This is a genomic window from Psychrobacter sp. ANT_H59 (genome assembly GCF_008369225.1).
Lineage (GTDB): Bacteria > Pseudomonadota > Gammaproteobacteria > Pseudomonadales > Moraxellaceae > Psychrobacter > Psychrobacter cryohalolentis.
Genome location: NZ_VOBE01000004.1, coordinates 99,388 through 125,299 on the forward strand (window position 1 = coordinate 99,388; position 25,912 = coordinate 125,299).

The 25,912-nt window shown below is 41.7% G+C and carries 23 protein-coding genes and 1 pseudogene; 5 read left to right on the plus strand and 19 right to left on the minus strand.

What is annotated here, in order from left to right; all coding sequences use genetic code 11:
* The first annotated feature begins 291 nt into the window (after positions 1-291).
* Both rodA and FQ083_RS12935 read left to right on the plus strand, forming a co-directional pair.
* A complete protein-coding gene (rodA, locus tag FQ083_RS08000; protein WP_011513816.1) occupies positions 292-1,434 on the plus strand; it encodes a rod shape-determining protein RodA in 1,143 nt (380 codons plus the stop codon).
* A gap of 1,291 nt (positions 1,435-2,725) precedes the next feature.
* Positions 2,726-3,073: pseudogene (locus FQ083_RS12935) on the plus strand (septal ring lytic transglycosylase RlpA family protein); the annotation flags it as partial.
* A gap of 156 nt (positions 3,074-3,229) precedes the next feature.
* Here the strand turns inward: FQ083_RS12935 and radA are convergent.
* From radA to FQ083_RS08060, 11 genes are all read right to left on the minus strand, one after another.
* Positions 3,230-4,675, minus strand: coding sequence for a DNA repair protein RadA (gene radA, locus FQ083_RS08010; RefSeq protein ID WP_133104583.1), 1,446 nt, complete (start codon positions 4,673-4,675; stop codon positions 3,230-3,232).
* 243 nt (positions 4,676-4,918) lie between these two features.
* Entirely contained in the window at positions 4,919-5,716 is a 798-nt protein-coding gene (lptB, locus tag FQ083_RS08015; protein ID WP_149409481.1) for an LPS export ABC transporter ATP-binding protein, read from the minus strand.
* Positions 5,717-5,821: 105 nt separating this feature from the next.
* Positions 5,822-6,391, minus strand: a complete 570-nt coding sequence (gene lptA / locus FQ083_RS08020) for a lipopolysaccharide transport periplasmic protein LptA (protein WP_011513820.1) — start codon at positions 6,389-6,391, stop codon at positions 5,822-5,824.
* Between the two features lie 75 nt (positions 6,392-6,466).
* Positions 6,467-7,051 carry an LPS export ABC transporter periplasmic protein LptC gene (gene lptC / locus FQ083_RS08025; protein ID WP_133104580.1) on the minus strand — a complete coding sequence of 195 codons (585 nt, stop codon included), beginning with the start codon at positions 7,049-7,051 and terminating at the stop codon, positions 6,467-6,469.
* Positions 7,048-7,614, minus strand: coding sequence for a KdsC family phosphatase (locus FQ083_RS08030; RefSeq protein WP_149409482.1), 567 nt, complete (start codon positions 7,612-7,614; stop codon positions 7,048-7,050). The genes lptC and FQ083_RS08030 overlap by 4 nt, the downstream gene beginning before the upstream one ends.
* Before the next feature lie 39 nt (positions 7,615-7,653).
* The gene (locus tag FQ083_RS08035; protein ID WP_133104578.1) at positions 7,654-8,646 is read right to left on the minus strand and encodes an SIS domain-containing protein; all 993 of its coding nucleotides are present in this window, start codon (positions 8,644-8,646) and stop codon (positions 7,654-7,656) included.
* A 274-nt stretch (positions 8,647-8,920) separates the two neighbouring features.
* Positions 8,921-9,472 (minus strand): RNA chaperone Hfq, encoded by a 552-nt coding sequence (hfq, locus tag FQ083_RS08040; RefSeq protein ID WP_133104577.1) that lies wholly within the window; start codon positions 9,470-9,472, stop codon positions 8,921-8,923.
* 455 nt (positions 9,473-9,927) lie between these two features.
* Positions 9,928-11,151 carry a tRNA (adenosine(37)-N6)-dimethylallyltransferase MiaA gene (miaA, locus tag FQ083_RS08045; RefSeq protein ID WP_262881046.1) on the minus strand — a complete coding sequence of 408 codons (1,224 nt, stop codon included), beginning with the start codon at positions 11,149-11,151 and terminating at the stop codon, positions 9,928-9,930.
* A 103-nt stretch (positions 11,152-11,254) separates the two neighbouring features.
* Positions 11,255-12,997, minus strand: a complete 1,743-nt coding sequence (gene mutL, locus FQ083_RS08050) for a DNA mismatch repair endonuclease MutL (RefSeq protein WP_149409484.1) — start codon at positions 12,995-12,997, stop codon at positions 11,255-11,257.
* Between the two features lie 71 nt (positions 12,998-13,068).
* A complete protein-coding gene (tsaE, locus tag FQ083_RS08055) occupies positions 13,069-13,608 on the minus strand; it encodes a tRNA (adenosine(37)-N6)-threonylcarbamoyltransferase complex ATPase subunit type 1 TsaE (protein ID WP_149409485.1) in 540 nt (179 codons plus the stop codon).
* Between the two features lie 5 nt (positions 13,609-13,613).
* A complete protein-coding gene (locus FQ083_RS08060) occupies positions 13,614-14,213 on the minus strand; it encodes a 6-pyruvoyl trahydropterin synthase family protein (protein ID WP_149409486.1) in 600 nt (199 codons plus the stop codon).
* A gap of 224 nt (positions 14,214-14,437) precedes the next feature.
* Between FQ083_RS08060 and FQ083_RS12850 the strand changes: the two genes are divergently transcribed.
* Positions 14,438-14,560, plus strand: a complete 123-nt coding sequence (locus tag FQ083_RS12850) for a hypothetical protein (RefSeq protein WP_020443648.1) — start codon at positions 14,438-14,440, stop codon at positions 14,558-14,560.
* 257 nt (positions 14,561-14,817) lie between these two features.
* Here FQ083_RS12850 and FQ083_RS08065 read toward each other — a convergent pair whose 3' ends face one another.
* From FQ083_RS08065 to FQ083_RS08085, 5 genes are all read right to left on the minus strand, one after another.
* A complete protein-coding gene (locus FQ083_RS08065) occupies positions 14,818-15,150 on the minus strand; it encodes a YnfA family protein (RefSeq protein ID WP_149409487.1) in 333 nt (110 codons plus the stop codon).
* Positions 15,151-15,153: 3 nt separating this feature from the next.
* Positions 15,154-15,966 (minus strand): PhzF family phenazine biosynthesis protein, encoded by an 813-nt coding sequence (locus tag FQ083_RS08070; protein WP_149409488.1) that lies wholly within the window; start codon positions 15,964-15,966, stop codon positions 15,154-15,156.
* Positions 15,967-16,242: 276 nt separating this feature from the next.
* The gene (locus tag FQ083_RS08075; protein ID WP_149409489.1) at positions 16,243-16,866 is read right to left on the minus strand and encodes a hypothetical protein; all 624 of its coding nucleotides are present in this window, start codon (positions 16,864-16,866) and stop codon (positions 16,243-16,245) included.
* A gap of 145 nt (positions 16,867-17,011) precedes the next feature.
* Positions 17,012-18,286: a saccharopine dehydrogenase family protein gene (locus tag FQ083_RS08080; protein WP_149409490.1), complete on the minus strand. Its 1,275-nt coding sequence runs from the start codon at positions 18,284-18,286 to the stop codon at positions 17,012-17,014.
* Between the two features lie 277 nt (positions 18,287-18,563).
* The gene (locus FQ083_RS08085; RefSeq protein ID WP_149409491.1) at positions 18,564-19,808 is read right to left on the minus strand and encodes a carboxynorspermidine decarboxylase; all 1,245 of its coding nucleotides are present in this window, start codon (positions 19,806-19,808) and stop codon (positions 18,564-18,566) included.
* Between the two features lie 89 nt (positions 19,809-19,897).
* Here FQ083_RS08085 and FQ083_RS08090 point away from each other — a divergent pair, with 89 nt between their 5' ends.
* Positions 19,898-20,563 carry a DUF924 family protein gene (locus tag FQ083_RS08090; protein ID WP_149409492.1) on the plus strand — a complete coding sequence of 222 codons (666 nt, stop codon included), beginning with the start codon at positions 19,898-19,900 and terminating at the stop codon, positions 20,561-20,563.
* Between the two features lie 246 nt (positions 20,564-20,809).
* On the opposite strand, the gene FQ083_RS08095 is transcribed toward FQ083_RS08090, so the two are convergent.
* The 3 genes from FQ083_RS08095 to lpxB form a co-directional block, all read right to left on the minus strand.
* Complete coding sequence (locus FQ083_RS08095) at positions 20,810-21,988, minus strand: CAP domain-containing protein (protein ID WP_149409493.1); 1,179 nt, start codon at positions 21,986-21,988, stop codon at positions 20,810-20,812.
* Between the two features lie 209 nt (positions 21,989-22,197).
* A complete protein-coding gene (locus tag FQ083_RS08100) occupies positions 22,198-23,052 on the minus strand; it encodes a ribonuclease HII (RefSeq protein ID WP_262881049.1) in 855 nt (284 codons plus the stop codon).
* Positions 23,053-23,120: 68 nt separating this feature from the next.
* Positions 23,121-24,368, minus strand: a complete 1,248-nt coding sequence (gene lpxB / locus FQ083_RS08105; protein WP_410477364.1) for a lipid-A-disaccharide synthase — start codon at positions 24,366-24,368, stop codon at positions 23,121-23,123.
* A gap of 421 nt (positions 24,369-24,789) precedes the next feature.
* Here lpxB and FQ083_RS08110 point away from each other — a divergent pair, with 421 nt between their 5' ends.
* Positions 24,790-25,872, plus strand: coding sequence for a 3-deoxy-7-phosphoheptulonate synthase (locus tag FQ083_RS08110; protein WP_149409496.1), 1,083 nt, complete (start codon positions 24,790-24,792; stop codon positions 25,870-25,872).
* The last annotated feature ends 40 nt before the right edge of the window (positions 25,873-25,912 follow it).

The following is a 25,912-nucleotide window of genomic DNA, read 5'->3' on the forward strand; positions in this document are numbered from 1 at the left end:
TTGCCTGTAAACTTGTTTTGTTATTTCGATCATTGCAACAAACACCGCTAAAAACGTTTTATCGATACTATCAAATTTTAAGCAAGCAAGCTAAACTATCGTCACCAATTGGCAGCGACTTATTCGTTATTAACACTTATCCTCATTATTTTTATATTGACGTTACTTTATTACCGACAAGTTACTTTTTTTATCATCTAATCGGTTAAATGCCCTATAATTATCGATTTTCTTAAGTCTTCTGCTAAATATAGCCCTTCTTCCACGCCAACTGCCAGTCACACTTTGCCTATGTCTTCTAACCCGCAATATCGTTTTTCCCGACAGAGCCACCATTTCGGTCAAGGTCAGACACCGACCTTTTGGCAACGTAGTCATATTGACCCTTGGTTGACCCTTTTATTATTGACCGTTTGTTGTATTGGGCTAACGATTTTATATAGTGCAGCCGCTCAAGATACGAGTATGGTGCTACGACAAATGGTCAGCTATGGTGTCGCTTTTACTGTTATGTTTATCATGGCGCAGATACCACCGAGCCTTTATCGTACTTTTACGCCCATCTTTTATGTATTAGGTCTGATACTATTGGTGTTGGTTGATATTATCGGTGAAGTACGTATGGGGGCGCAGCGCTGGATTAATCTACCAGGATTTGGTAGTGTGCAGCCCTCAGAGTTTATGAAGCTTGGCATGCCTATGATGTGTGCGTGGTTTTTGTCTAAGCGTGATCTGCCCCCTTCACTACCCAGTATCGGCATTACCTTGGCGTTAATTGTGGTGCCAGTCTTATTAATCGCTAAAGAGCCAGATCTTGGCACTTCATTATTAGTCGCTGCTAGCGGTATCTTTGTGCTGTTTTTGGCAGGGCTATCGTGGCAACTGATAGCTGGTGCGGTTGCTTTGTCGATCCCGCTTGTTGCCTTTGCTTGGAATTTTTTGTTACACGACTATCAGCGTACCCGTGTACTCACACTATTCAATCCTGAGGCAGATGTGCAAGGTGCTGGCTGGAATATCATTCAGTCCAAAACTGCTATCGGCTCCGGCGGTCTAACGGGTAAAGGCTATTTAGAGGGTACGCAGTCGCATTTGCATTTCTTACCAGAAGGTCATACCGACTTTATTATCGCGGCTTTCTCTGAAGAGTTTGGCTTGCTTGGCGTCATACTATTGATGTTTATTTATGCATGCTTATTGACCCGCGCCTTATATATCGCCTTTTCTCATCCTGATACTTATAGCCGACTATTAGCAGGCGCGATTGCGATGTCATTTTTTGTGTATGTCTTTGTCAATGTTGGTATGGTCGGCGGTATTTTACCTGTCGTTGGCGTACCTCTGCCTTTTATCAGTTATGGTGGTACTGCCATTGTTACTTTAATGGCAGGTTTTGGTTTACTGATGTCCATTCATACGCACAAGTCAGACTAAGTATCTCTGTTTTTATATCTAAAGAGACAATATTTTAATAATACGGTCTCTTTTTTTATACCCCCTATAAGCTATATCAAGGTGCAATGGATTTTTCAGAAATTAAGTATTCAATAGCTTATGTCAGTATCTAAAATAGTAAAAATGGCGATGATACATAGATGACTGAATACATAAAGAAAACATAACATAGCATGTTTCAAAATTGAATCGATTAACAAATAACCGTACAAATTTGACTTAAAATCTAATTACTAAGTAACTATACGTAAAGATAGAATGTGCAAAAATCTTAGTAAATAAGTTCATTTTTGCCCATCTTATTTGTAATCAATTATGCATGAACTGTGATAAAAACTATAATTTTATTACTCCCTATAAATATATAAGTTTATGATTTAATTAATAATATTTTCAAATACCATCCTTGCAAATTATACCTAATATTCAGTATTTAGGATTGAATACCAGTCTGTTTTATTCCTTGTCTTTTACAATTATTTGCGTTAATCTCGTCTTAGTGTCATTTATACATAACCCGTACAGACCTACTAAGAAAGTTAGCATTTAATTATATTGTCGTTGTAGCTCATCCGTATAGTTAGCAACTTGTAGATTTTAGACTTTCAAAGTCACTACTTAATTAACGGTTTAATAACAAACTCATACGTAAAACTCTCGAAACCCTTTATTAACTTAGCAATGTTAAAAAGGCTGTTTATCGAATATTAGTATCTGATTTTAGTTGTTGATGAATATTTTAATTAAGATTGTTAACTATCATTTGAGCGTGTCATAAGTGGATTATTTACAATCATCAATCCAGTTATGATCATGAATTAAAAATTACCATACGTTAGAACTTATAAAAGCCGAATGATAAAATCAGTCATTATAAAGAAGATAGATTGATATCGGTTTTGGAGTTTGCGGTATTGTTAGATTGGTCTAACACTATCTCGCTCAATCTAAGATGTTTTTAGAGTTAGGTTCTAAGGTATAAGTCATAGAGGTATTTATGAATAAGCGTTTATCTGGTTTACTTACAATGTCAGCGGTACTATTTGCTGGCTCTGCAATCGCTTCTAATGCAAATGCTGTAGAATCAAGAACCTCCCTTGCTATGATCTCGCAAGATAACGCCTCCCATATCGACCGTGTACTTGGTGAACTTAGTCGTCAACATGACGGCGCATCAAGCTTAGTCAAGTCTGCACGCCAACCTGCCTCATTAGCGCTTAGCAGCTCACTGTTAGCCAGTGATACCGCCCAAGTCAGTAATGATGAAGATGTGTTAGAGCGCTTAACAGCCGTTGCCTCTAACTCGGTCAGCAAATTCAAGCAAACCGGTTTAGCTTCTTGGTATGGTCGCCAGTTTCATGGTCGCAAAACCGCCAGTGGCGAAACTTTTGATATGAATGGTTTAACGGCGGCACATCGCTCATTGCCATTAAACTGTTATGTTAGAGTGACCAACAAAACCAATGGTAAAAGCGTCATCGTTAAAGTAAATGATCGTGGTCCGTTCCATGGTAATCGTGTGATGGATTTATCTTATGGTGCTGCCAAAAAACTTGGTATTACTGCTAAAGGTGTCGGTAACGTCGCGATTGAGCGTGTTTCAGGACCTTCTTCTTAAACCATTAACGTTTTAGACCATTCGCGGTTTAAGCCTTTAACGGTTTTGTACAAATATTTTTAGATTTAAATAAAAGCGCCTAACTAATTGATAGTTAGACGCTTTTTCGTGTCTTAAATTTACAAGGTTTATAGTTATAAATGTTAGATCAACAAACTATAACTCGAATGCACTCGCAATCGCATCATCAAGACGTTCGACTGCAATGACATTAATGCCTTTAAACTGGGGCGCATCTTTGGCAGGTGCATTGGCTTTAGGAATAATAGCATGCTTAAAACCATGCTTCATCGCTTCTTTTAAACGCTCTTGTCCATTGGGTACAGGACGAATTTCTCCTGATAGCCCCACTTCACCAAAGACCGCCAATGACGATGGCAATGCTTTTTCTCTAATGCTGGATGCACAGGCTAATAATACTGCCAAGTCTGACCCTGTTTCTATGACTTTGACACCGCCAACGACATTGACATAGACATCTTGCCCGCTGGTATGGATACCGCCATGGCGATGCATCACTGCTAACAGCATAGACAAGCGCTGAAAGTCTAATCCTAATGCCATACGTCTTGGTGAGCCTTGAGAGTCATCAACCAAGGCTTGTACCTCTACCAATAGCGGTCTTGTGCCTTCTCGGCTAACCATAACCACAGAACCCGCCACGGGCTTGTCATAGCGACTCAAAAATATCGCTGATGGATTGGCAACCTCTTTTAGTCCCATATCCGTCATGCCAAAAATACCTAGCTCATTGACCGCGCCAAAACGGTTTTTAACGGCACGAATCATACGAAAACGCGAATCAGACTGACCCTCAAAGTACAATACCGTATCGACCATATGCTCAAGAACGCGTGGACCAGCAAGTGTTCCTTCTTTGGTAACATGTCCTACTAGAAACAGCGCCGTACCCGTTTGCTTAGCATAACGCGTCAAAATCGCCGCTGACTCTCGAATTTGACTGACCCCGCCTGGTGCAGAGTTAATCGCATCAGTATAAATAGTCTGAATGGAATCAATAATAGCAATCGCTGGCTGCTCTTGAGTCAAGGCGGCACAAATAGTCTCGACATTGGTTTCAGCAAGCACACGAAGTCTGTCCGCAGGCAAATCCAAGCGCTTTGCCCGCATAGCAACCTGTGCCAATGATTCCTCACCAGTCACATACAGAGCGCTACCTGCCAGTGAATCCGCTTTTGCCATATTGGTCGCAGTTTGCAATAGAATGGTCGATTTTCCGATACCGGGGTCTCCGCCAATCAGTACCACAGAACCTGCAACCAATCCACCGCCCAACACACGATCAAATTCACTAATACCCGTCGGCAACCTAGTATCTAAACCTACGCTCACCGCATTGAGCGGCATCACAGCACTATGCGTTCCTGCATAATTGCCCGCCGGTGTACCAGCACCACTTGCATTACGAGGTATGGCGCGACCAGCATTGGGCTTTGCTACGTTTTTATTATGATGTGGCATACTGACGTTAGGCGCTTCAGTCAAAGTATTCCATTCGCCGCAATCACTGCATTGCCCTGCCCACTTGCCAAAATGAGCACCGCAAGCTTGACAGACATAACTGGTTTTATTTTTTGCCATAATATAGAAGCCTTATGCAGGTGTTCAAGTTTAAAATAGAGAGTATATGAAAGGGAATGACGCTTATAAGCGTATTTTTGAAGATAAGAACTAAAGTATAAATATTAAGATAAACAAGCAGTTGCTGTAAGAAGCAATGTTTTATAGAAGGATTTTTGCGAATGGCACAATATAGAGATTGCTGACTAAGAATGCAAAGTAACAAATCTTATGTCAGCATAATTCAGTAATCAATCAATTAGTCTATACCTGAAAGTCTTTACCAAGATACACAGATTTCACCAGCTCATTTTCCAGAACTTCTTCTGAGGTACCCTCAGCAATGATAGCGCCTTCTGAGACGATATAGGCTTTTTCACAAATCGCTAAAGTCTCACGAACATTGTGATCAGTGATTAACACACCGATACCACGTCGTTTGAGCGCTAAAATGACATCTTTGATATCACCGACAGAGATAGGATCTACACCGGCAAAAGGCTCATCTAGTAAGATAAACTTGGGGTCAGCTGCTAGAGCGCGAGCAATCTCACAACGACGACGCTCACCGCCTGATACGCTCATACCTAGAGATTTTCGTACATGTTCTAAGTGAAAATCACTAATAAGCTTTTCAAGCTCTTGACGCTGCTGGTTACCATTCAAATCTTTACGAGTTTGTAGAATCGCCAAAATATTGTCTTCAATGGATAGCTTACGAAAAATAGAGGCTTCTTGCGGTAAATAACCAATACCGGCACGCGCACGCTCATGCATAGCATATTTAGATAAGTCCATATTTCCCAAGGTGACACGGCCTTTATCCATATTGACCAGACCGACTACCATATAAAAACTGGTCGTTTTACCGGCTCCATTTGGACCTAGCAATCCAACGACTTGCCCTTGCTCAACAGAGAATGAGACATCTTTGACGACCCAGCGCTTACCATAGCGCTTACCCAAGTTTTGCATCGACAAACGAGCGACCGGCTCAACAGCATCATTCGCTGTTATGGTTTGGTTTTCTACTAAAATGGCATTATTTTTATTATCATTCATAACTTACTCATAAGGTGGTCGCATTTAAATGGATAGCAACCACTGAAATGTTTAGTCTTTTGTTTATATTTATCGCAGGTGTTATGACTTAAGTCGTCATATAGCCTAACGTATACCACTCTGGCTGGTACTATTGTTAGGCGGGAATACCAATTCGACGCGCTGATTGCCGCCAGCAGTCGCTTCCACATCACCAGCTTTTAGGCTATAACGAATGACATTACCTGCGAAGCTTGCACCATTTTGTACCAATTTCGCATTGCCCGTTAGCGTCACGATACCCGTCACAGCATTATAGTCAATCTTATTTGCCTGACCTTTTGCCAGACCTTTTTCTTGCGTCACAACTTGCTGCATCGTCGCTGGACGCCCTGTTGCTACTGCAGAATTGATACTTCGACCTTGTGATAAATTGACAGTGATATTATCAGCGGTCATCTTAAACGTACCTTGAGTAATAACTACTGTACCAGAATAACTTGTAATACCGCTACGCTCACTATAAGTGGCTTTGTCTGCCAATAATTTAATAGGCTGATTGGCATCTGATGGCAAAGCATGGCTGTATAGTGGCAGCGCCAACAGCATAACCACTGGCAGTGCACGCAATCTATGCGACACTTGAATAGAGCGTGTCGATAGCAAGCGTAAAGTAGGCAAAGAATTAGATTTCATGAAAATTACTCGTTTTATAATGGGTAGTAGAGTTTGCAAACTTCCTGCTAGATGCTTCACTGAATAATATGCTAATTAAAACAGGGCTTTGTCTTGACGATCAGCGGGCGTAAAAGAGACAGCCACTTGACCAAATTCATAGTCGCCCGTTTCAAGATTGGCTTTCATACTCGATGCCTCAAAACGGTTCATACCTTGTTCAACCTTAACTGGCTCATTACTATACACTTGACCTGACTTGGTATTGCCTTTCAATGTGGCACCAGTGACCTTAATAGGTTCAACTTCAGGCTTAGCTGTTTTACCTTCACTGATTAAAGAGAAACCGCCCGATAAGCTCAGCTCGCCCGTCTGCTGACTGATAGCCGCTGTACCCGCTTCAATACGATAACGCTGCTCATCTGACGGTTCCCAGTTCATGGTAATGCCTTTCATCTCATCTTTATTGGTCACCGGATTGTGCGTCAATGACTCAGCGCTCAGCTCATATTCGGTCTCGCCTTGCTCATTGGTTTGTACCGCTTTAATATCTGTTGCTTCATAATCGACATCAGAGGTTTCAATATTGACTGCCGGCGTGATTTCCCCTTGCTGCTTAAAAAACCAACCAGCAAGACCAGCGATGATCAAGGTAATGACTATTAAAACACGAGTATTCACGATAAGTCATCCTGATTTTTTACTTCATCAAGCGTATAGTGCGCGATAAAGTCTTGGTAATGTCCATGACCCTTTAAAATGAGATCACATACTTCACGTACGGCGCCTGTACCGCCGGCTCGCGTGGTTACCATATCACTGCGATTGATAACCTCTGCTTGGGCATTTGGCACAGTAGCAGCAAATCCTACTGTTTGCATGGCTTTGATATCTGGCAAATCATCACCCATATAAGCGCAATCAGCAGCCGTGATATTAAGTGCCGGATCAAGGCTTGCAAGCAGCTCGTTTAATGCTACTAACTTATCATCACGTCCTTGGACAATATAATCTACACCAATTTCAGTGGCGCGTTTATCGACCATAGAACTGCTACGACCGGTAATAATCGCAGTCAAAATACCATAACGGGCTAATGACTTGATGCCTACACCATCATAGACAGAAAACGCTTTGGTCTCAACACCATTGGCATCATAGATAATTTGACCATTTGATAAAATACCATCAACGTCCATGACCAATAACTTCACTTGTCCGGCTTTCTTGATTAAGTCTTGCATCAGTCATCTCTTTTATTAATAGATATTCTAATATAACGTTTATTTTACACCAGCTTGTAGTAAATCATGTACCGTAATAATTGCTTCTAGGCGCTGGTCATCATCGATAATAAGCAATTGACTGATAGCATTCTCATTCATCACGCTAAGCGCATCTGATGCTCGCATGGATTTACTGATACGACGAGGGCTACTCACCATCAGCTCACGCATCGGGGTCTGCAAATCAATGCCTTTTTCCAATCCTCGCCTTAAATCACCATCGGTAAATATACCCACTACTTTTTTCTCAGCATCTGTGACCACCGTCATGCCCAATCGCCCAGCTGACATGATAAATAGTGCTTCTTGTAACGGTGCCTGCTGATTAATGAGTGGCAATTCCTCTGTCTTAGTATGCATCAAATCTTCTACGCGGGTTAGTAATTGACGACCCAATGCACCTGCAGGATGTGATAACGCAAAATCTTCTGAGGTAAAATTGCGGGCATGCACTAAGGCAACTGCCAATGCGTCACCGAGTGCTAGAGTTGCTGTGGTACTTGAGGTAGGAGCCAGATTGAGCGGGCAAGCTTCTTGCGACTTACCAAGAGTCAAGATAATATCCGCAGCATGTGGCAGCATACCTCGTTTATCTCGACTGATACTAATCAGCGGAATATCTAAGTGCTTGACCACAGGCAAGAGCATTTTTATCTCATCTGACTCGCCAGAGTTAGAGATGGCAAGCAACACATCCCCTTTGACCAACATTCCGAGGTCACCATGCCCTGCTTCACCAGGATGCATAAAGAACGATGGCGTACCAGTGGACGCAAATGTCGCCGCTATCTTACGACCAATCAATCCCGACTTACCCATCCCTGTCACAACCACACGACCTTGACATGCCAAAATGATGTCACAAGCCTGAGCGAATCTATCATCTATTTGCTCGGTCAGTAATGCTAGTGCCGCCTTTTCAGTATTGATGGCATCAATAGCGGTACTAATAAATTGCTCATGGGTTAGATTGCGTTCAGGACTATTCATACAGTGGCTCTATATTTTATTAATTTTTTGTTTTCAATGACTCTATATTTTTGGCTGTATATTTTTATAATTTGATGAATCATTTTACTATACATTTTATAATACTATGAACCATATTAATAATTATGGTCAATATTAATATGATGCTGTAGGAATACAGCCATAAGACTATCGTGGGTGCATTAAAATGTTATTACTTATAAGAGTATCAATACAAAAAAACCCACTATAATAGTAGGTCTCAATATGATATCTCATGTCTTAGTAGGAGGGTCTAAGAGTTGCTATCATCAGACTCGTCATTAGGTTTGTTGTCATAACCCACATTCTCTGACGGCGCTTCAAAACCACGATCTTGACCAAAACCACCACGCTCAAAACCGCGATCTTGACCTTGACCAAAGCTACCGCGCTCAAAGCCGCGCTCTTGGCCTTGACTAAAGCCACCACGATTAAAGCCACTACGATTGGCAAAACCACGTTCTTCAAAGCCGCCGCCAGTAGCTGGATTTGCGCTACTGCCGCGCTCAAAACCACTACTCACGCCACCACTTTGACTCGGATAGCCCATTGATGCTGCACCTTGGCTTTGAGTAGTCGCGCTTGGCGTTGTGCTGCTACGAGGATTACGTGCTGGGACGACTGTTGAGATAGCATGCTTATATACCATCTGACTGACGGTATTTTTCAGCAAAACCACATACTGATCGAATGATTCTATTTGACCTTGCAGCTTAATACCGTTCACTAAAAAAATGGAAACAGGAATGCGATCTTTGCGTAGTGAGTTCAAGAACGGATCTTGTAAAGTTTGTCCTTTTGACATGAAATCTCTCCTAAATATTATATAATTATTGTTAGCGCCAATTATTTTAAGGGTCACTGCAATTATAATGGCTAAGGGTAGATACAATAATAAGTTTTATTTATAAAACGTATCTAAATAAGTGCTAAAGCTTGTTAAGTCATTCTACTTTATCGTGAATATGTCGTTATTTTCATAAATTAAGTAACCAAGTGTTGCATAGGTCACCTCTATCACCAAATGTTGATGAATAAACACTAAAAAGCAATCAACGCTTGCAACAGTTAACACTTTCATATAATCAAATTATAACAGTTATATACATTATACTTTGAAACTAATTGTCATTACTTTCGTATCTTTGTATGATGTTATACGGTCATGCTGTGTTTTTATTACTACAGCTCGACCATTAATATTACAGAACACTAATGGTCTGACAAATCTAGATATAGGCAAACGACTGATATCATTCATTAAACCAAATACGCTCTCGCCTGCTCCATAGTGCTAAATGAGTGCAATATTAACTTATTTTTTTGAAAATCTGTCACATCATCAAAGCCAACAGTGGATGTCGACGACGCTGTTATTGATTCTGTTGTAGGCACTGCTGCCGTATTAGACAGTTGCATCACTTTTCGCAGCCACGTGTATTGGCGCTTTGCTAACTGCCTTGTAGCATATAATGCCTTATTTTGCATTTGCTGACAAGCAAGCGCTTCGGTTTGGTCATTTGCCATTGGTAGATGCGTCTGAGTTATGCTATTTTGAATCGTAGTATCTTGCTCTTTACTTTCGTTACTTGATGGTTCCGATTGAGCAAAAGCATCATAAAACTGCGCTTTATCCAAATGGGGCTGTTCAAATACAGGGTGATTAGTCTGTACCAGATACTCTAACACTTGTCGATAACCAACACAGCGCATCGAAGGTAAGCTTGGGGTCAGAGGATAATGCTCAAGCAAACTGATAACCTCTGCTACTAACCCTTCACGCCACATGATATCTAATCGCTGCTCAATACGCGTATGCAACCATAGACGATCTGGCATAACCGCCAAAGCATGCCACTGCTGATTGGGATTATGAGCCAATGCTTGCTTGGGCTGACGCTGCCAGTCACTAATAGGAATATCAGTTTGCAAATATACTTCAACAGCACGGGTAATACGCTGGGTATCAGTTGCATTAAGACGCTCATGGCTGATAGCATCAACTTTACCAAGATAATCATATAGCGCACTGATACCCTCATCTTGGCGCCACTGCTCAACGCGCGCGCGAACACTGTCATCACTATCAGGCACTGGTGAGAGTCCGTCGAGTAATGCCATGTAATACATCATCGTACCGCCGACCAACAAGGGTATTTTGCCATTCTGATGACAGCTATCAATCAATCTTGCCACATCGTTGACAAACTCAGCGACACTATAGCTTTGCATAGGATCAATGATATCGACCAGATGATGGGGGTATCGTGCCAGCTCAGTAGCATTTGGCTTTGCAGTACCGACCGTCATGTCACGATACACCAATGCTGAATCTACCGAAATCAGCTCATAACGACCGCTATCATAAAGCTCGTAAGCCAAAGCGGTCTTACCACTCGCGGTTGGTGCCATCAAGCACACCACGCTATTGTCCGCCAAATTGGGACTTAAGTAAGAAGATAGGCTATCAGACGAAAGTCGCATATACTTGCCTTTGATGGTCATGGTTTTAAGAACAATAAGGTAAATTATTGATAACTCAGCGATATGTCTTAACTATAGAAAATACGCTATTTTCCCAATAGCGCTATTTAAGCGCAGATGATAACATCAATGTGACTAATTGATGACTATCTATAGAGTGGATAGCATATTTGCTCAGTATAGCTTCCATATCTGCTACAAAAGCTTGTGCATCTTGTGATGACATCTGCTTAATTATCTTCGCCAATTGCTGATTAATAGTAGTGCTATTTAATACTTTGGCTTTGTCATACATAGTGCTGCTAAAGATAGTTGACTCAAACAATACTTTTAATCTTGACTGCCATCTCTCAGCGCTAATTAGCGCACACTGTCCTTGATAATAAAATAGTAGCCAAGGCAGCGCTTTATCGTCATTGCTATATATAACTGAAGAAGCTACCAGACCAGTAATACTATCTATAACTTGTAAGCAAACTGGTAAAGGTGGTGTGTTTACAGGGTAACTGTTAACAGCATGACGACTGTCTTCTACAGGCTCATCAATATGTAAGTCTTTAATACTTTCGGATAACGACTCATTTTCTGACAGCTGATATGGTTGCTTAGGAGCTTGAACTTGCTGACTTGCCGTTGCATTGTTGGTAGATGATGTTATTGCGTCTAACGCATTAAACGACTGTTTTGTGGAGATATTATCATTTGGTGCTCGCTCTTTAGAGCGAACAATTTTCGCGGTATTAAGCCCTCTTAGCTTCGCACGAACCGCATGACTTAAATGCGCCATGATATTGTTCAGCGGGCTAATCTTGATACGCTGCTTGGAAGGATGAACATTAACATTGAGCCACTGAGTTGGTAATTCAAAATAAAGTGCATAACCCATACCTGCTAGCTGTACACTTTGAACCATTTGACGAAGCTGATTGCTAATTAATGCCTCTTTTACCAATCTGCCATTTACATAAATAAGCTTGGGCAAACTATGGTTGGCATCATAACTTGCCCACAACCAACCGCCAATACTCGCCAGTTGCATAGTGCGTACATTATCAGCATATCTACCATCAACATGAGTAGCAGAAGAACTTCCAAATTGCTGCGTTAGGCTAGATAAATCAACCGCGACTTCAATTGCCTGCTCTGTAAGTGCCAATCCAGTCGCTTGTTCCAAACGTGATAGCGGCAGATAATTTTCAGTATCTTTATTTATAGTATTTACCGACAGTGATAGCCGTTTTTTATTATCATGAAAAAGTGTCAGCGCCACATCAGCGCGTGCTAAAGCCACTTCACGGACAATCGTTTCGATATGACTGAACTCAGTCGCGATAGATTTCAAATTACCGCGGCGTGCTGGTACGTTGAAATATAAATCTTTGACTGTAATAGTAGTACCGCGATGATGCACAACGGGTATTAATTTTGGCGTATCGCCCAATATACCAGCAACTTGCAACTGACGACCAATACCGCTGCTATCATGGCTACTGGTTAAGGTCAAACGGGAAACAGCAGCCGTCGCTGCCAGTGCTTCCCCGCGAAAACCCAGCGTTGTAATTCCGTGCAAGTGTGCCACATCAGCGACTTTGCTAGTGGCATGACGCGTGACTGCCATGACCATATCATCAGGATGAATCCCAACGCCATTATCAATCACCTCAATCATACCCATGCCACCTTGGGTAATGCGGACCTCGATATCCGTGGCATGAGCATCAATTGCATTCTCGATGAGCTCTTTAACCACTGCTGCTGGACGCGTCACGACTTCACCCGCTGCTAATTGATTAATAAGCAGCGGTGATAGTTTTTTAATGCGTGTATTGGTGTGGCTATGTAGCATTGCTGGGTATCATATATTGAAAATAATAGAGGCGGATTTTAAGCCTTTAAACATCTGTAGCACGATTTGGACTAAAGATTTAGACTGGATAAGTCAAAACCTTGTGCTTGTCCTGCCTTTGACAATCGTATTGCAACTTGGCGAGATTCTTTATCATCATTACCATTACTTTGAGTCATATCAATAAACATAGTAGGCAGCGGCAAATAGCTGTCCGCACGGCTCGCCCATTCAATGATAACCAACGCATTTGGCTCATCCAAATACTCATCAAAGCCAATAAAAGACAGCTCTTCTGGGTCTTGCAAACGATATAAGTCAGCATGATAAACAGGTTTAATTGAGCCGTCATTTTGAGTAATACCATAAGGCTCAACCAAGGTATAAGTCGGACTTTTCACCGCTCCTTTATGCCCTAGCGCTTGCAACCAATAGCGAGTTAATGTGGTTTTACCTACACCCAAATCTCCTGCCAGCCACACACTACCTGTCAGCGGCAAAGCTGCTAATTGCTCAGCCAAACGCTGGGTATCTTTTTCCGAATGCAGCGTCAAAGTCTGCAAGTTCTTACCACTTATAGCTGCGTCTTCAATCGTTTGATTATTATTCATTAAACTCAATCTACCTGTACTTGCATTGTGACTGCTGGATTAACGAAACTATCGCCGCGTATCAATTTGGCATATAGTTCAGGATCACTCCACTCAGCACTAACTTGGTCGCTAAACTCAAATTCTTCTAGTGTTAGCTTGCCCATTTGCTCATTAGCCACATCATCAGCAAAACACTGCGCGTAACCAGTCGCAGTTTCATGGGCAATCACCGAATACACGCTGACATCCGCTTCGCCATTTTGCATTTGCGTCTGTTGTAGAATCTCTTGCGCCCAAAAGAATATCACCCGCGAGAACTGCTCTGCTGATGGCGATACCGGCAAGCTGATCCAGCGTGCACTGAATTTCTTACAGGCAGCGATGTACTCAGGATCGTCTTTACTCCAAAAACAAATCGCATGATCAAAGCTGTCGATAATGTCTTTAATAGAAGATTTTAATAAGCCAAAATCATAGACCATCTGCCCATGATCTAAACGCTTGGCCTCAAGTATCAGCTCAATCTGATAGCTATGACCATGAATCGAGTGTTTGCAGCGCTCAGAGCTACAGTTACGCACAATATGGGCGTTTTCAAATTTAAACAGTTTACGGATACGCATAATAATTAATCAACCAAAACAGTAAGCATCATTGTGCTAAATAATAATAGGATAAAGGTTTGCCGCGATTTATCGGCTTGCTGCTCATTATAGCAAATCGTGATGTATTCGTAAGTAAGCACTTATTAACGCCAGCGTCCATTTGCTTGAAGCTAGCTATTAATCACTCTTAGGGCTATACTGATTTTAATAAGTATTAAACGGTCACATAAAAGGACAACATCATGAGTAAAGGTCAAGATAGTAAGAAGAATGTCAAAAAGAAGCCGCTGTTAACGGCAAAAGAGAAAAAAGCGGCTAAACAATCAAAGAAAGATGATAATGGTAGCATCTTAGGAAAGCATTAATAGTAAATGCCTTAACATGCCAATCAAGCTTAATGGTTTGATTGGCATTTTTTTATTTATATGATCAGTGAAAAGCAATATCGATACCTTATTGTACTGCTGGTATGAATTTTTCTTGCTTGCTGTGCCTACGCAGACAAAGACTGCAAAAAAATCATACCAGCAGTACTGTAGCGTTTTTAGGGTACTTTGACTATATATTGAATTTACTAAATCTTGAATTAATAAGCTTTAATTTGCGCACTTTGACTCATAATCTAAGTACTGCGCGGCGCAAACATAATAATCGCCATGCCCAATAAAGCGATAGCAGAACCCACTATATCCCAAGTCGTTGGGCGTATCCCGTTCACCGTCCACAACCATAAAATCGCCATCGAAATATAAACACCGCCATAAGCGGCATAGACCCTACCGGCAGCAGTGGGATGTAATGACAGCAGCCATACAAAAGCTATCAAACTCAGGGCACCTGGTATGAGTAACCAAACTGACTTACCTTCTCGCAGCCACAGATAAGGCAGATAACAGCCTGCGATTTCAGCCAATGCAGTAAGAGCAAAAAGCCCCACTGTTTTTAATTCAGACAAAACTTACTCCTCGACCGTGATAAATCCCGTCAAATAATGCACAGCATGACCGGAGATAAGTACTCTATCTCCTGCAACCACACAGTCTAGTACCCCGCCACGTTTTGACGCTTGATAAGCAACCAATGTATTTTTACCCAGTCGCTGTGCCCATAATGGTGCTAATCCAGTATGAGCCGAACCCGTAACTGGGTCTTCATCACCACCATTGGCAGGCCAGAAATAACGTGAAATAAAATCGTAGTCTTTGTAGTGGGCAGATTTAGCCTGACAAGTGACAACCACATCGAGAGGCGCAAGTTGTTTTAGCGCGTCATTATCACGCTCTACATTTAACACGTCAGATTCCGAGTCATAAATCACAAAATATGCCTGTGAGTTTTTATAGACTTCAATAGGGGCAATAGACAATCCTGCCAGCAAACTATCAGGGATTTCACTGACTTTCTCAGGCTTAGTATTGGGAAAATCCATCTGTATTTTATCATGAGCGGTTTGCTTAACTGTTAAAACCCCAACTGCTTTGGCTGAAAACTTAATAGACGTCAAAGTAGGGTTTTTCTTAAACAGTACAAAGGCAGAAGCCAAGGTCGCATGACCACAAAAATCAATCTCCGTAAGCGGTGAAAACCATCGAATATGATAAGTGCCTTTATTATCCAAGACTATAAAAGCTGTCTCTGATAAGTTGTTTTCAAAAGCAATAGATTGCATGAGTTTCTCAGACAACCAGCTTTCTGTAATGATCACTGCCGCTGAATTGCCTTTAAACACAGTATCAGTAAAGGCATCGATAACATTGATTTCTAATTGCATATTACGCTCTTATTTTTATGATAGGGATATCGCTGATTTACGGTAAAAAATACCCTGTTGCTGATAAAAAATAGGTCAAAATTTTGCAGCCTTTATCAGGCTCTATCTAAAGGATTGTCGCATCAGTTTGAATAGCTTATTTGTAGACAATAACTCTGTATTTATCATCCTCTGTATTTTCCTACAGACTCTCGAGCTTATCTTTTGCACATCAGTATACATCTTTGAAAGATTTGCATTTACTATTTGGCGATTATAGACAAAGTGCAATCATAACTAAGGCAATATCTGAGGCGCGATATAATCTTTCAAATTAATGGTGGCTATCTTATCAGCCCAATTTGGCTCAGTTGGATGCGGAAAACCCTTTAAAACCGTCAAAGGCTTCTGATAAATTGTTTTAAAAGCATCCATAAACCCAATTGCAGTATCGCCGCAAGGTACGATAATAATATCAGCTGGCGCTTGCTCAAGCACTTCAGTTAATCGGCTAACAAAGTCTTTAAAAACACTGTTTTTCTTCAAATCCACAGGTACTTTATTCGGATTACTTTGATTTAAATTTTGTTTGATAGCTGCCAATTCATTTACTTTTGCTAAGTCTTCACTATTTAAAGCGCAAGGGTAAAACGCTTTATTTAGTGGCAATGTCGAGCAGTTCAAAATACCCAGTGACTGATAATTTAATAGCTTGATATTACAGCCTAATGGTAGTTGGGCATCAAAATTCTTTAAATATCCTTGAGCCATCAAAAATTGAGTGAGCTCAAGTGCCGACTCGCCTGCCGCTGGATGTTGATGGAGATATTCATTGATATAGGAAGATTCTAGAATAAATAACACTTTTAACTTTGTCACATCCTCAATCAAGTTGAAGACTTTATATTTTTCTAAAGACATAGCAATTCTCCTTATGCCATCTATAACTATCAGTTTTATGCTACTCGTTTTTATTATAGAAGCAGATACGTAAAAAAGCACCCTATCGAGTCTGCCTCAATAGGGTGCTTTTTATTTAACGAACAATAAAAGCTAACACGAGAATTTAGATATCAAACTCAAGCGCTCTATCGCCCTCGCTATCTTTGATGCGCGTAGGCAGACCAATTTTATTCAATAGATTGATAAATGGCTTGGCATCAAGCTCTTCAACGTTGACCATTTTTCCTGCATCCCACTCGCCTGTAGCAACTAGCATCGCTGCGGCGACTGGTGGCACGCCTGCGGTATAAGAGATACCTTGACTACCAACTTCATTATAGGCATCTTTATGGTCTGCGATATTATAGATAAATATCTCACTATCAACGCCATTAATCTTGCCTTTGACCTTGTCACCGATACAGGTTTTACCAGTGTAATTTGGCGCAAGTGAACTTGGATCTGGTAGGACCGCTTTCACTACTTTTAATGGGATAACTTCTTGTCCTTCAGCAGTCATCACTGGCTGCTCAGACAATAAGCCCAAGTTTTGTAGAACGGTAAAGACATTGATATAGTGCTCACCAAAGCCCATCCAAAAGCGAATATTTGGCACGTCTAAGTTGGCTGATAAAGAATGCACTTCGTCATGACCACTTAAGTAACTGTTTTGCACACCAACAACAGGCAAGTCATCTGTACGCTTCACTTCAAACATCTTGTTAGACTGCCACTTACTGTCCTGCCAAGAATAAACCGTACCAGTAAATTCACGGAAGTTAATCTCAGGATCAAAGTTGGTGGCGAAGTATTTACCATGACTACCAGCATTAATATCAATAATATCAATATCAGTCACTGAACCTGCATCCATCATGTCATAACCAAGACGCGCATAGGCATTGACCATACCAGGATCAAAACCTGCACCTAAGATCGCAGTGACATTATTATCGGCACAACGCTGTTTGCGCTTCCATTCATAGTTGTCATACCATGGCGGCGTCTCGCAAATCTTACGAGGATCTTCATGAATAGCGGTATCAATATATGCTACGCCAGTCTCAATACAAGCTTCCAATACCGTCATATTCACAAATGCCGAACCGACATTGATAAGGATTTGAATACCCGTATCTTCAATCAGCTGTATCAGCGCTTGGGTATCCATGGCATCGACTTCATGCGTATGCAATACCGCTGGTTGCTTAAAGCTGTTCTTTTCTATAACGCTCTGAGCGATGGCATCGCATTTATCTTGGGTACGTGAAGCGATATGAATCTCGCCAAGTACGTCATTATGCATCGCACATTTGTGCGCGACTACTTGAGCGACGCCGCCAGCACCGATAATAAGTACATCTTTTTTACTAGGCTTAACTTGTTGGTTTGTGTTCAAAGAACAATCCTCCTTTGTGTCCCTGTCGATACCATTGATATTGGCTATGCAAAACAGAAACGAGTGAATGATATGCGTGAATTAAAAAGGAAGACCGAGGAAAACCCACGCACCCGTTAGACAAATCCTACTGTGTTTGCCAGTAGCAATTATAACAATTTTTACTGACTTTTCGGCAAAAATTACAACATAACTTAAAAACGTCAAAGCGAATAAATATTTATAGATAGTTGTTTGGCATTACCATTTGGTCATGCCAAATATGCATCTAATAGCGTTATGACAAGCTCGCCTTATAATCTTGATAATCAAACTCGCGTTGGATATCGATACTGCCATCTAAGCGGCGAATGACAATCGCTGGCATATTCACGCCATTAAACCAGTTTTTCTTCACCATGGTATAGCCTGCTGCGTTGCCAAAAGTAACGGTGTCACCTACTTTTAGCTTGTTTGGCAAGGCATATTCACCAAAGATATCGCCTGCCAAACAAGAACGGCCATAGATAATCGTATTATCAGCTGATTTAGCGTTCTCGCTTATGGGTGCAATGTTGGTAGGGTCGATATCAAGAGAGGCGATATTAATTAAATCACTATTAACAGCCGTTATCGGCGCTGACTCACGGTAAATCAGCAAATCAAGCATATGTGCTTCAATGGATGAATCTACTACAGCGAGATTTTTTTCATTATGCATGGTGTCTAATACTGTCGTTACCAGTGATCCAGCACCGTGAATACTCGCCTCACCTGGCTCTAGATAAACTTGTACGCCATATTTTTCGCTGAATGTTTTTAATCTGTCTGCCAGTTTTTCTAACGGATAATCAGGGGCAATAAAATGAATGCCGCCGCCCAAACTGACCCATTCAAGCTGTGCCAAGATATCACCGAATCTGGCTTCTATATCTGCCAAGCTTGCGCTAAACGCCTCAAAGCTGTCATTTTCACAGTTATTATGAATCATGACCCCAGTGATATCATCAAGTACTGCTGCAATCTTATCTTTATCATGCTCACCTAAACGGCTAAAGGGACGAGCAGGATCGGCAATAATAAATGACGAATTGCTGGTTTTCGGGTTTAAACGCAGCCCAACCGGTATGTTTTGCGCTGCTGCTTGGTCCTTAAACGCATTCAATTGTGAGATTGAGTTAAAGATAATCTTGTCGGCGTAGCTGAGTACTTCAGGCATCTCATCTGCGCTGTAAGCAACGCTATAGGCGTGAGTTTCTTTTTTATCTTTGCTACTAGCATCGCTATTATTACCAAAAGTCTCATAACCCAATCTGACTTCATTTAGCGAAGATGACGTCGTACCATGCAGATAAGGCTGCATGATATCAAAAACGCCCCAAGTCGCAAAACATTTGAGCGCAAGCAGTGCTTTTGCTCCCGACAACTCGCATAAGCGAGCGATAATCTGCATATTGGCGACGATTGCGGCTTCATCAAGCAAGTAATATGGCGTTGGTGGTAATGATGACTGAGTGTTTTGTAGCGAATTTTTTGTATTCATAAGGGTTACCTAATAGCTGCTGCTCGTATCATGACAGACATAAATATTTGCGCTATAGTAGACTAAATCTATCATAATTAGAATAGCTTATGTCTCTCTCAACCGATTATTCCACCTCAAAAAGCCATGCCAATTTATCGTCACTTGATCCAAAAAACATAAGTTTAGAGTATCTTGATTCAGAGGCGCGTGCCGTATTGCATTTTTGGTTTGATAAGGACAATGAACAGTATTGGTTCGAGCAAAGCCATGAATTTGATCAGCAAATAAAAGAGCGGTTTGGTAAAATCTGGCAAGCAGCAAAGCAAGGGGAATGCGTCACTTGGCGCATTTCAGAAGCAGCAACCGACTGCAATAGCTCCATTACCGCTTTGGCTGGGCGCCTGGCAGAGATCATCGTTTTAGATCAGTTTTCACGCAATTTATGCCGCAATCAAGCGGAAGCCTTTGCGCAAGACGGTATGGCGCTGGTGTTGGCTCAAGAAGTCATATTGCAGCCACATTTTTCTACCTTACCAATGACATGGCGCAAATTTGCCATTATGCCATTTATGCATTCAGAATCTTTAAGGATTCATAGTCGCTATCTGCCATTATTTGAGCAGCTCGATGATGCCATTACTTTAGATTTTGAGCAGCAGCACAAAGAGATTATCGAGCAGTTTGGGCGTTACCCACATCGCAATAACACGTTAGATCGCGAGTCAACGGATGAAGAAGAAGCCTTTTTACAGCAGTGGAACTCGTCGTTTTGACGTGATAACGCTTTCATAGTGGATTGACCATTATATAAAACAAGGGCTGAATCAGATAACTGGTTCAGCCCTTGTTTTATAGTCAGTCCTAAATAAAAGAAATACAAATATTATCAATCACTACTGGGGTTAATTTTTCTTGCTTGCTGTGCCTACGCAGACAGAGGCTGCAAATAATTAACCCCAGTATTTCTGTACTCTTTTAAAAGTGGATCAACTATATGATAAGTCTTCTAGTTCACGCAATTAATTGTTCACAGCACCAGTTTTAAAGGTGAAGCTCTCACGCTCTATGGCTTTGCTATCGACTAAGATATCAAAGCTGACACGGTAATCACTATTGCCATGTAAACCACAATTTGCGTCTTTTTTACTGATGCTTGTACAGCTTTTCAAATTGTCCGTAATGGGCAAGATGAACGCTTCGTTCGCTGGTAGCTCATATATAGTATTTTTATGGGGATCTTGGCGATAATCTAATAGCTCAATGGGCACATCCATATTACGCTGTATATCATGGAATTTAACATTGCTGATGTCAATCGTTTGAGCAGACGGCATACTGACATAAATAGGCTGTCCAATAGGATCAGTTTGTAAGTCACGACCCGTTCCTTTGACCGGACTTGGCGTTTCGTTATACAACGCAGTGATGGTACCGCTGACCCCTTGGCATGGATAAGTGAATATTCCTGCCACCGTATTATCTTTGGTTGCCTGCGTCGCTGAGGCATGGTTGACTAATACATAACCTTGATTATTAGCCGTATCCTTACCAAAAGGCTTATAAGTGACCATGCCTGTCCCTGTCAAACTTGAACCTGGTAGCATCAAAGAGCGCAGATGATAAGGCGCTGCCAATAACGACTTAGCCATTGAGCCTGCCACTGTATCAGAGCCTATAATATTGCCTGCCGAGCTATAGTAAACCGATTGGGCAATATTCTCAGTCACCCCATATCGGGCGTTGCCATATTTTGCCTGTAATAACCGGTCTGTGAAGCTAACGCCCTTAAAGAACGGGTTATTATCACCTGTGACGTTTGGGATATCCGCAATCTTATTTTCATAATGCGGACTAAAAGTAGTCGGTGTGCTGTTAGCAAATACGTGCTTGATGTATTTGGCATGTTGAATCGCAATATTATCCAGTGCGCTGTCAGCGGACAAGCCACCAAGAGCACAGCTGGTACGCGCTAAACTAAACGTATTACTTGCGATTAATGCTGCTTGTGTCTCATTGTTGCTTGCCACATTATCAGTTTGGTCATCAGGCTTATCAGTCGAGGTATCAGCAGGTGCTATTGGCTTTGGCGTAACGTCATTAGCGCTATTACCTGAGTCTCCACCACCGCCACAGGCCGTTAAAAAAGCCGTTAATAATATGATTGCAGCGGGGTTTTTTTCTGGCAATTTAAGGGTCATCTCTTATCCTGTAAGATAGTGGCGTGGTTATTATGAACAATACTTTGGGTATAACGGATATTATCGAATACTTATTGGGATATCATTTAATAAAAAGTATAAAGCTTTAGGAAATTACTATATTTGACCAAAGTACGTTTATTATAAAATTAATAGATGTTTTTACTTAGGCTATTTATTTAGATAAATCAGCCACTCTCTATCCACTCTTAACTCTCTAACGCCTTTCTCACTGGTGCAAAGCTGCGTCTGTGCGCGGCTAATACGCCATAAGTTTCGATTGCCTCCATATGTGCGCGTGTTGGATAGCCTTTATGCTTGGCAATGCCATATTCAGGATGCTCAGCGTCAAGCGCGTACATGGTTTTGTCACGGCTGACTTTTGCCAAAATACTGGCAGCAGCAATACTGGTATGACGCGCATCACCCTTGACCCATGCTTGACAGTCAACTACTTCTTCTCCGGCACCAAGTTCTACGAGCCTTGCATAATCTAAATCTGGACAGCGATTCCCATCGAATAAAACTTCAGCATGCAGCTGGTGTACGTCTTGTGCCATGTCATTCAAATGATAAGCAATGACCTCTAACATTATCTCAGTACATAAACGCATCCCAAGCATGGTAGCTTGTAAGATATTCACTTGGTCAATCACTGCCGCTGGTATTTCAGCAATGACATAACCAATGGCATGTTGCTGAACCAATGGATACAGCATATCGCGCTTTTTTTCGCTTAACTGCTTGGAATCAGTCAGTATTGATAAAGGAGTATCTTTGAGTGGCTGCTCCTCAATCAACCCTGACCAAGCACGTGGCAATATTGCTGCAGCGACATTTACACTGCCTAATAATGGTCCTCGCCCTGCTTCATCGACACCTATTTGGAGCGCAGAAACAGTATCACCCTGTGCAGTATCGTTCGAATATTGAGCGAGTAGTTCAGTGATATCAAGTTGACCAGATACATGAATGGGTGTTGCCAGATTGATATATTGTCCCTTAATATCAATTTGCTCGATACTACGTTCAATCTGTAAAATATTGCTCTCTATATATGGCATGCTATTCATTGATTTTACGATCTTATTTTATAATATGATGAGATATAAGGTGAATTCGCTTACCAGATCTACAGCGTTTTTGACGGGTAATTTTGCAGATACCATTGTTCAATCACACTATTGGCAGGTTGATGATTGCTTTGCTGCTGTAAGAGATGTTTGGTCTGAATCAGCGCATTCAATTGCTCCGCATAAGCACGTGGCTGCAAAAGGCGCATGACGGTACGGCAGATATTATCGCCACTGGCCTGCTCTTGAATAAGCTCCGGTACGATCGCGGTAGCTGCCAAAATATTTGGCAAGCCCACATAGGGCACTTTGACCAGACGTTTGGCAATCTGATAAGTTAATTGATTAAGCTGGTAAACCACCACCATAGGGCGCTCGAGTAGCATCGCCTCAAGCGTTGCTGTGCCTGAAGCTAACATCACAATATCTGATGCTGCCATCGCCTGCTGACTAAAGGTTGGTTGACTATCATCATAGACTACAACGATAGCAGCGCGCAGTTGTTCTGAGCGCTGATCAATGACGTCTTGAACGATATATTGATGATTTTGATCGACGGTTGGAATGATAAAGCAAAGCTTTGGGTCCAATAAAAGCAGCTTTTGGATACCGTCTAGCATCAAGGGTAAAATAGCCGTTATTTCACCGCGGCGTGAGCCCGGCATCACACAAATAAGCTGACTGACCTCATCAAAGCGTTCGATAAAAAACTGCTGTAAGCCATCGTTGTGCCAGACCAGCTCACTACGGCGCTGATTGATCGGTATGTCGAGTAGTGACTGGTCAATGGTATGCATCAGTGGATGCCCAACGCATATCGCCGGATGCTTATAACGCTCGTAAACAGGCAGCTCAAACGGAAACAGGCACAATACCAAGTGGGTTGCCGCTTTAATATTATGAATACGTGACTCGCGCCAAGCCCAGATAGAAGGACTAACATATTGCACGCAAAACACGCCTTTAGGCTTTAATTTTTTAGACACTCGTAGATTAAAATCAGGCGCATCTATGCCAATAAACCAATCAATATTCGCCGTTTTAAAGGCAGCCAGCAACTCACGACGCGCCTTAAGCAAATCAGGCAATTGCCCCATGACTTCTACCAAACCCATCACTGCCAAACGAGATAGTGGAAAAATGCTATTAAGCCCTTGTGCCTGCATTTTGATACCGCCCACTCCAACCCAAACGATGTCATCACGTAGATTGTTCATCTGCTGCATAAAATCTGCACCCAGACTGTCTCCTGATACTTCACCAGCAACGATACCAATAACGAGCGGCTCACGCGCTACATTAGCCATCTCGTAAGTATCAAATGGCACAGTTAAATCAGTCTGAAGCGTATGGTTATCGGTCATGAAAAGCTCTTAATAATAAAGTGTTACAGTGAAAGTCGTACAAGGGAGAAAACATGGATATTATAAAATATAACATGGGGTATCTATTATAGGATACGCACCATCATAATCAGCGGCGTTTTTGGTGCTCAAATTGAGCTATTTATACTGCCATCATACGTGACGATGATAAAAATAGCGAAGCTGCCCGAAGAAATCCAGTGGCATAAACGTCTCTTTATCTTACCTATAATCATCAAGTATAACCAAGTTTTCGCATCAGCATTCCAGTTATCAGTCAATTAACTGCTCGACTCCCCTTGTCAACCGGTACTTTTGTCCGCATAATGAAAGTCCCTATAAATCAGCTAGACGATATATAATCATGATAACAACCGCTACCCATAATGCAGAAATTGACGACGTGAATATTGAAAAATTTATTCCATTAATCACACCCAATGAGCTAAAAACCGAACTTCCTTTATCAAACGAAGCCTATAAAACCGTTTTAAATGGTCGTCACACTATCCAAAACATCTTGGATGGCAAAGACAAGCGTTTGTTTGTGGTTATTGGTCCATGCTCTATTCATGACATCAAAGCCGCTCATGAATATGCTGATCGCTTAGCCATATTGGCGAAAGAGATTGAAGACAGCGTATTCGTTGTGATGCGTGTCTATTTTGAGAAGCCGCGCACGACCGTTGGCTGGAAAGGCATGATTAATGACCCCGATATGAATGACAGCTTTGATATCGAAAAAGGTTTGCGTACAGCCCGTAAGCTACTGCTTGATCTCAATGAAAAAGGACTACCTTGTGCTACTGAAGCGCTTGACCCGAATACACCGCAGTACATGCAGGACTTGATCAGCTGGTCAGCGATTGGCGCACGTACAACCGAGAGCCAAACGCACCGTGAGATGAGCTCAGGCTTATCATGCCCAGTCGGCTTTAAGAATGGTACTGATGGTGGCATGACTGTTGCGGTCAACGCCATGCAAGCGGTAAAAGCGGGTCATAGCTTTTTAGGTCTTTCTTCAGATGGTAAAGTGTCTATCATCAAATCTAAAGGCAATCCTTATGCTCACGTGGTATTACGCGGTGGCAATGGTAAGCCTAACTACGATGAAACAGCAGTCGCTCAAGTAGAAGACGCGCTTACCAAAGGTAAAACCAGTAGCAAGATTATGATTGACTCAAGTCATGCCAACTCAGGTAAAGACCCTTATTTGCAACCGATGGTGATCCAAAACGTCGCGGAGCAAATCAGAAACGGCAACAAGTCAATCATTGGTATGATGATTGAGAGTCACTTAAAAGGCGGTCGCCAAGAGCTGACTGCTGATTTGGATGCGCTCGAATACGGCATGTCAATTACAGATGGTTGCCTAGATTGGGACAGCACGGTCACAGCACTACGTAACTTACGTGATATGGTCAAAGACATCCTACCTAACCGTTAATAGTTACTTATCAAAAAAGCCCGTTTGAAACTAAATTGTC

What these genes read in the sequence shown, in the direction of transcription:
- rodA (WP_011513816.1), top strand. Translation starts at nt 292, where the DNA reads ATGTCTTCTAACCCGCAATATCGTTTTTCCCGACAGAGCCACCATTTC.
- radA (WP_133104583.1), bottom strand. Translation starts at nt 4,675, where the DNA reads ATGGCAAAAAATAAAACCAGTTATGTCTGTCAAGCTTGCGGTGCTCAT.
- lptB (WP_149409481.1), bottom strand. Translation starts at nt 5,716, where the DNA reads ATGAATGATAATAAAAATAATGCCATTTTAGTAGAAAACCAAACCATA.
- lptA (WP_011513820.1), bottom strand. Translation starts at nt 6,391, where the DNA reads ATGAAATCTAATTCTTTGCCTACTTTACGCTTGCTATCGACACGCTCT.
- FQ083_RS08030 (WP_149409482.1), bottom strand. Translation starts at nt 7,614, where the DNA reads ATGCAAGACTTAATCAAGAAAGCCGGACAAGTGAAGTTATTGGTCATG.
- FQ083_RS08035 (WP_133104578.1), bottom strand. Translation starts at nt 8,646, where the DNA reads ATGAATAGTCCTGAACGCAATCTAACCCATGAGCAATTTATTAGTACC.
- hfq (WP_133104577.1), bottom strand. Translation starts at nt 9,472, where the DNA reads ATGTCAAAAGGACAAACTTTACAAGATCCGTTCTTGAACTCACTACGC.
- miaA (WP_262881046.1), bottom strand. Translation starts at nt 11,151, where the DNA reads ATGCGACTTTCGTCTGATAGCCTATCTTCTTACTTAAGTCCCAATTTG.
- mutL (WP_149409484.1), bottom strand. Translation starts at nt 12,997, where the DNA reads ATGCTACATAGCCACACCAATACACGCATTAAAAAACTATCACCGCTG.
- tsaE (WP_149409485.1), bottom strand. Translation starts at nt 13,608, where the DNA reads ATGAATAATAATCAAACGATTGAAGACGCAGCTATAAGTGGTAAGAAC.
- FQ083_RS08060 (WP_149409486.1), bottom strand. Translation starts at nt 14,213, where the DNA reads ATGCGTATCCGTAAACTGTTTAAATTTGAAAACGCCCATATTGTGCGT.
- FQ083_RS12850 (WP_020443648.1), top strand. Translation starts at nt 14,438, where the DNA reads ATGAGTAAAGGTCAAGATAGTAAGAAGAATGTCAAAAAGAAGCCGCTG.
- FQ083_RS08070 (WP_149409488.1), bottom strand. Translation starts at nt 15,966, where the DNA reads ATGCAATTAGAAATCAATGTTATCGATGCCTTTACTGATACTGTGTTT.
- FQ083_RS08075 (WP_149409489.1), bottom strand. Translation starts at nt 16,866, where the DNA reads ATGTCTTTAGAAAAATATAAAGTCTTCAACTTGATTGAGGATGTGACA.
- FQ083_RS08085 (WP_149409491.1), bottom strand. Translation starts at nt 19,808, where the DNA reads ATGAATACAAAAAATTCGCTACAAAACACTCAGTCATCATTACCACCA.
- FQ083_RS08090 (WP_149409492.1), top strand. Translation starts at nt 19,898, where the DNA reads ATGTCTCTCTCAACCGATTATTCCACCTCAAAAAGCCATGCCAATTTA.
- FQ083_RS08095 (WP_149409493.1), bottom strand. Translation starts at nt 21,988, where the DNA reads ATGACCCTTAAATTGCCAGAAAAAAACCCCGCTGCAATCATATTATTA.
- FQ083_RS08100 (WP_262881049.1), bottom strand. Translation starts at nt 23,052, where the DNA reads ATGCCATATATAGAGAGCAATATTTTACAGATTGAACGTAGTATCGAG.
- lpxB (WP_410477364.1), bottom strand. Translation starts at nt 24,368, where the DNA reads ATGGCTAATGTAGCGCGTGAGCCGCTCGTTATTGGTATCGTTGCTGGT.
- FQ083_RS08110 (WP_149409496.1), top strand. Translation starts at nt 24,790, where the DNA reads ATGATAACAACCGCTACCCATAATGCAGAAATTGACGACGTGAATATT.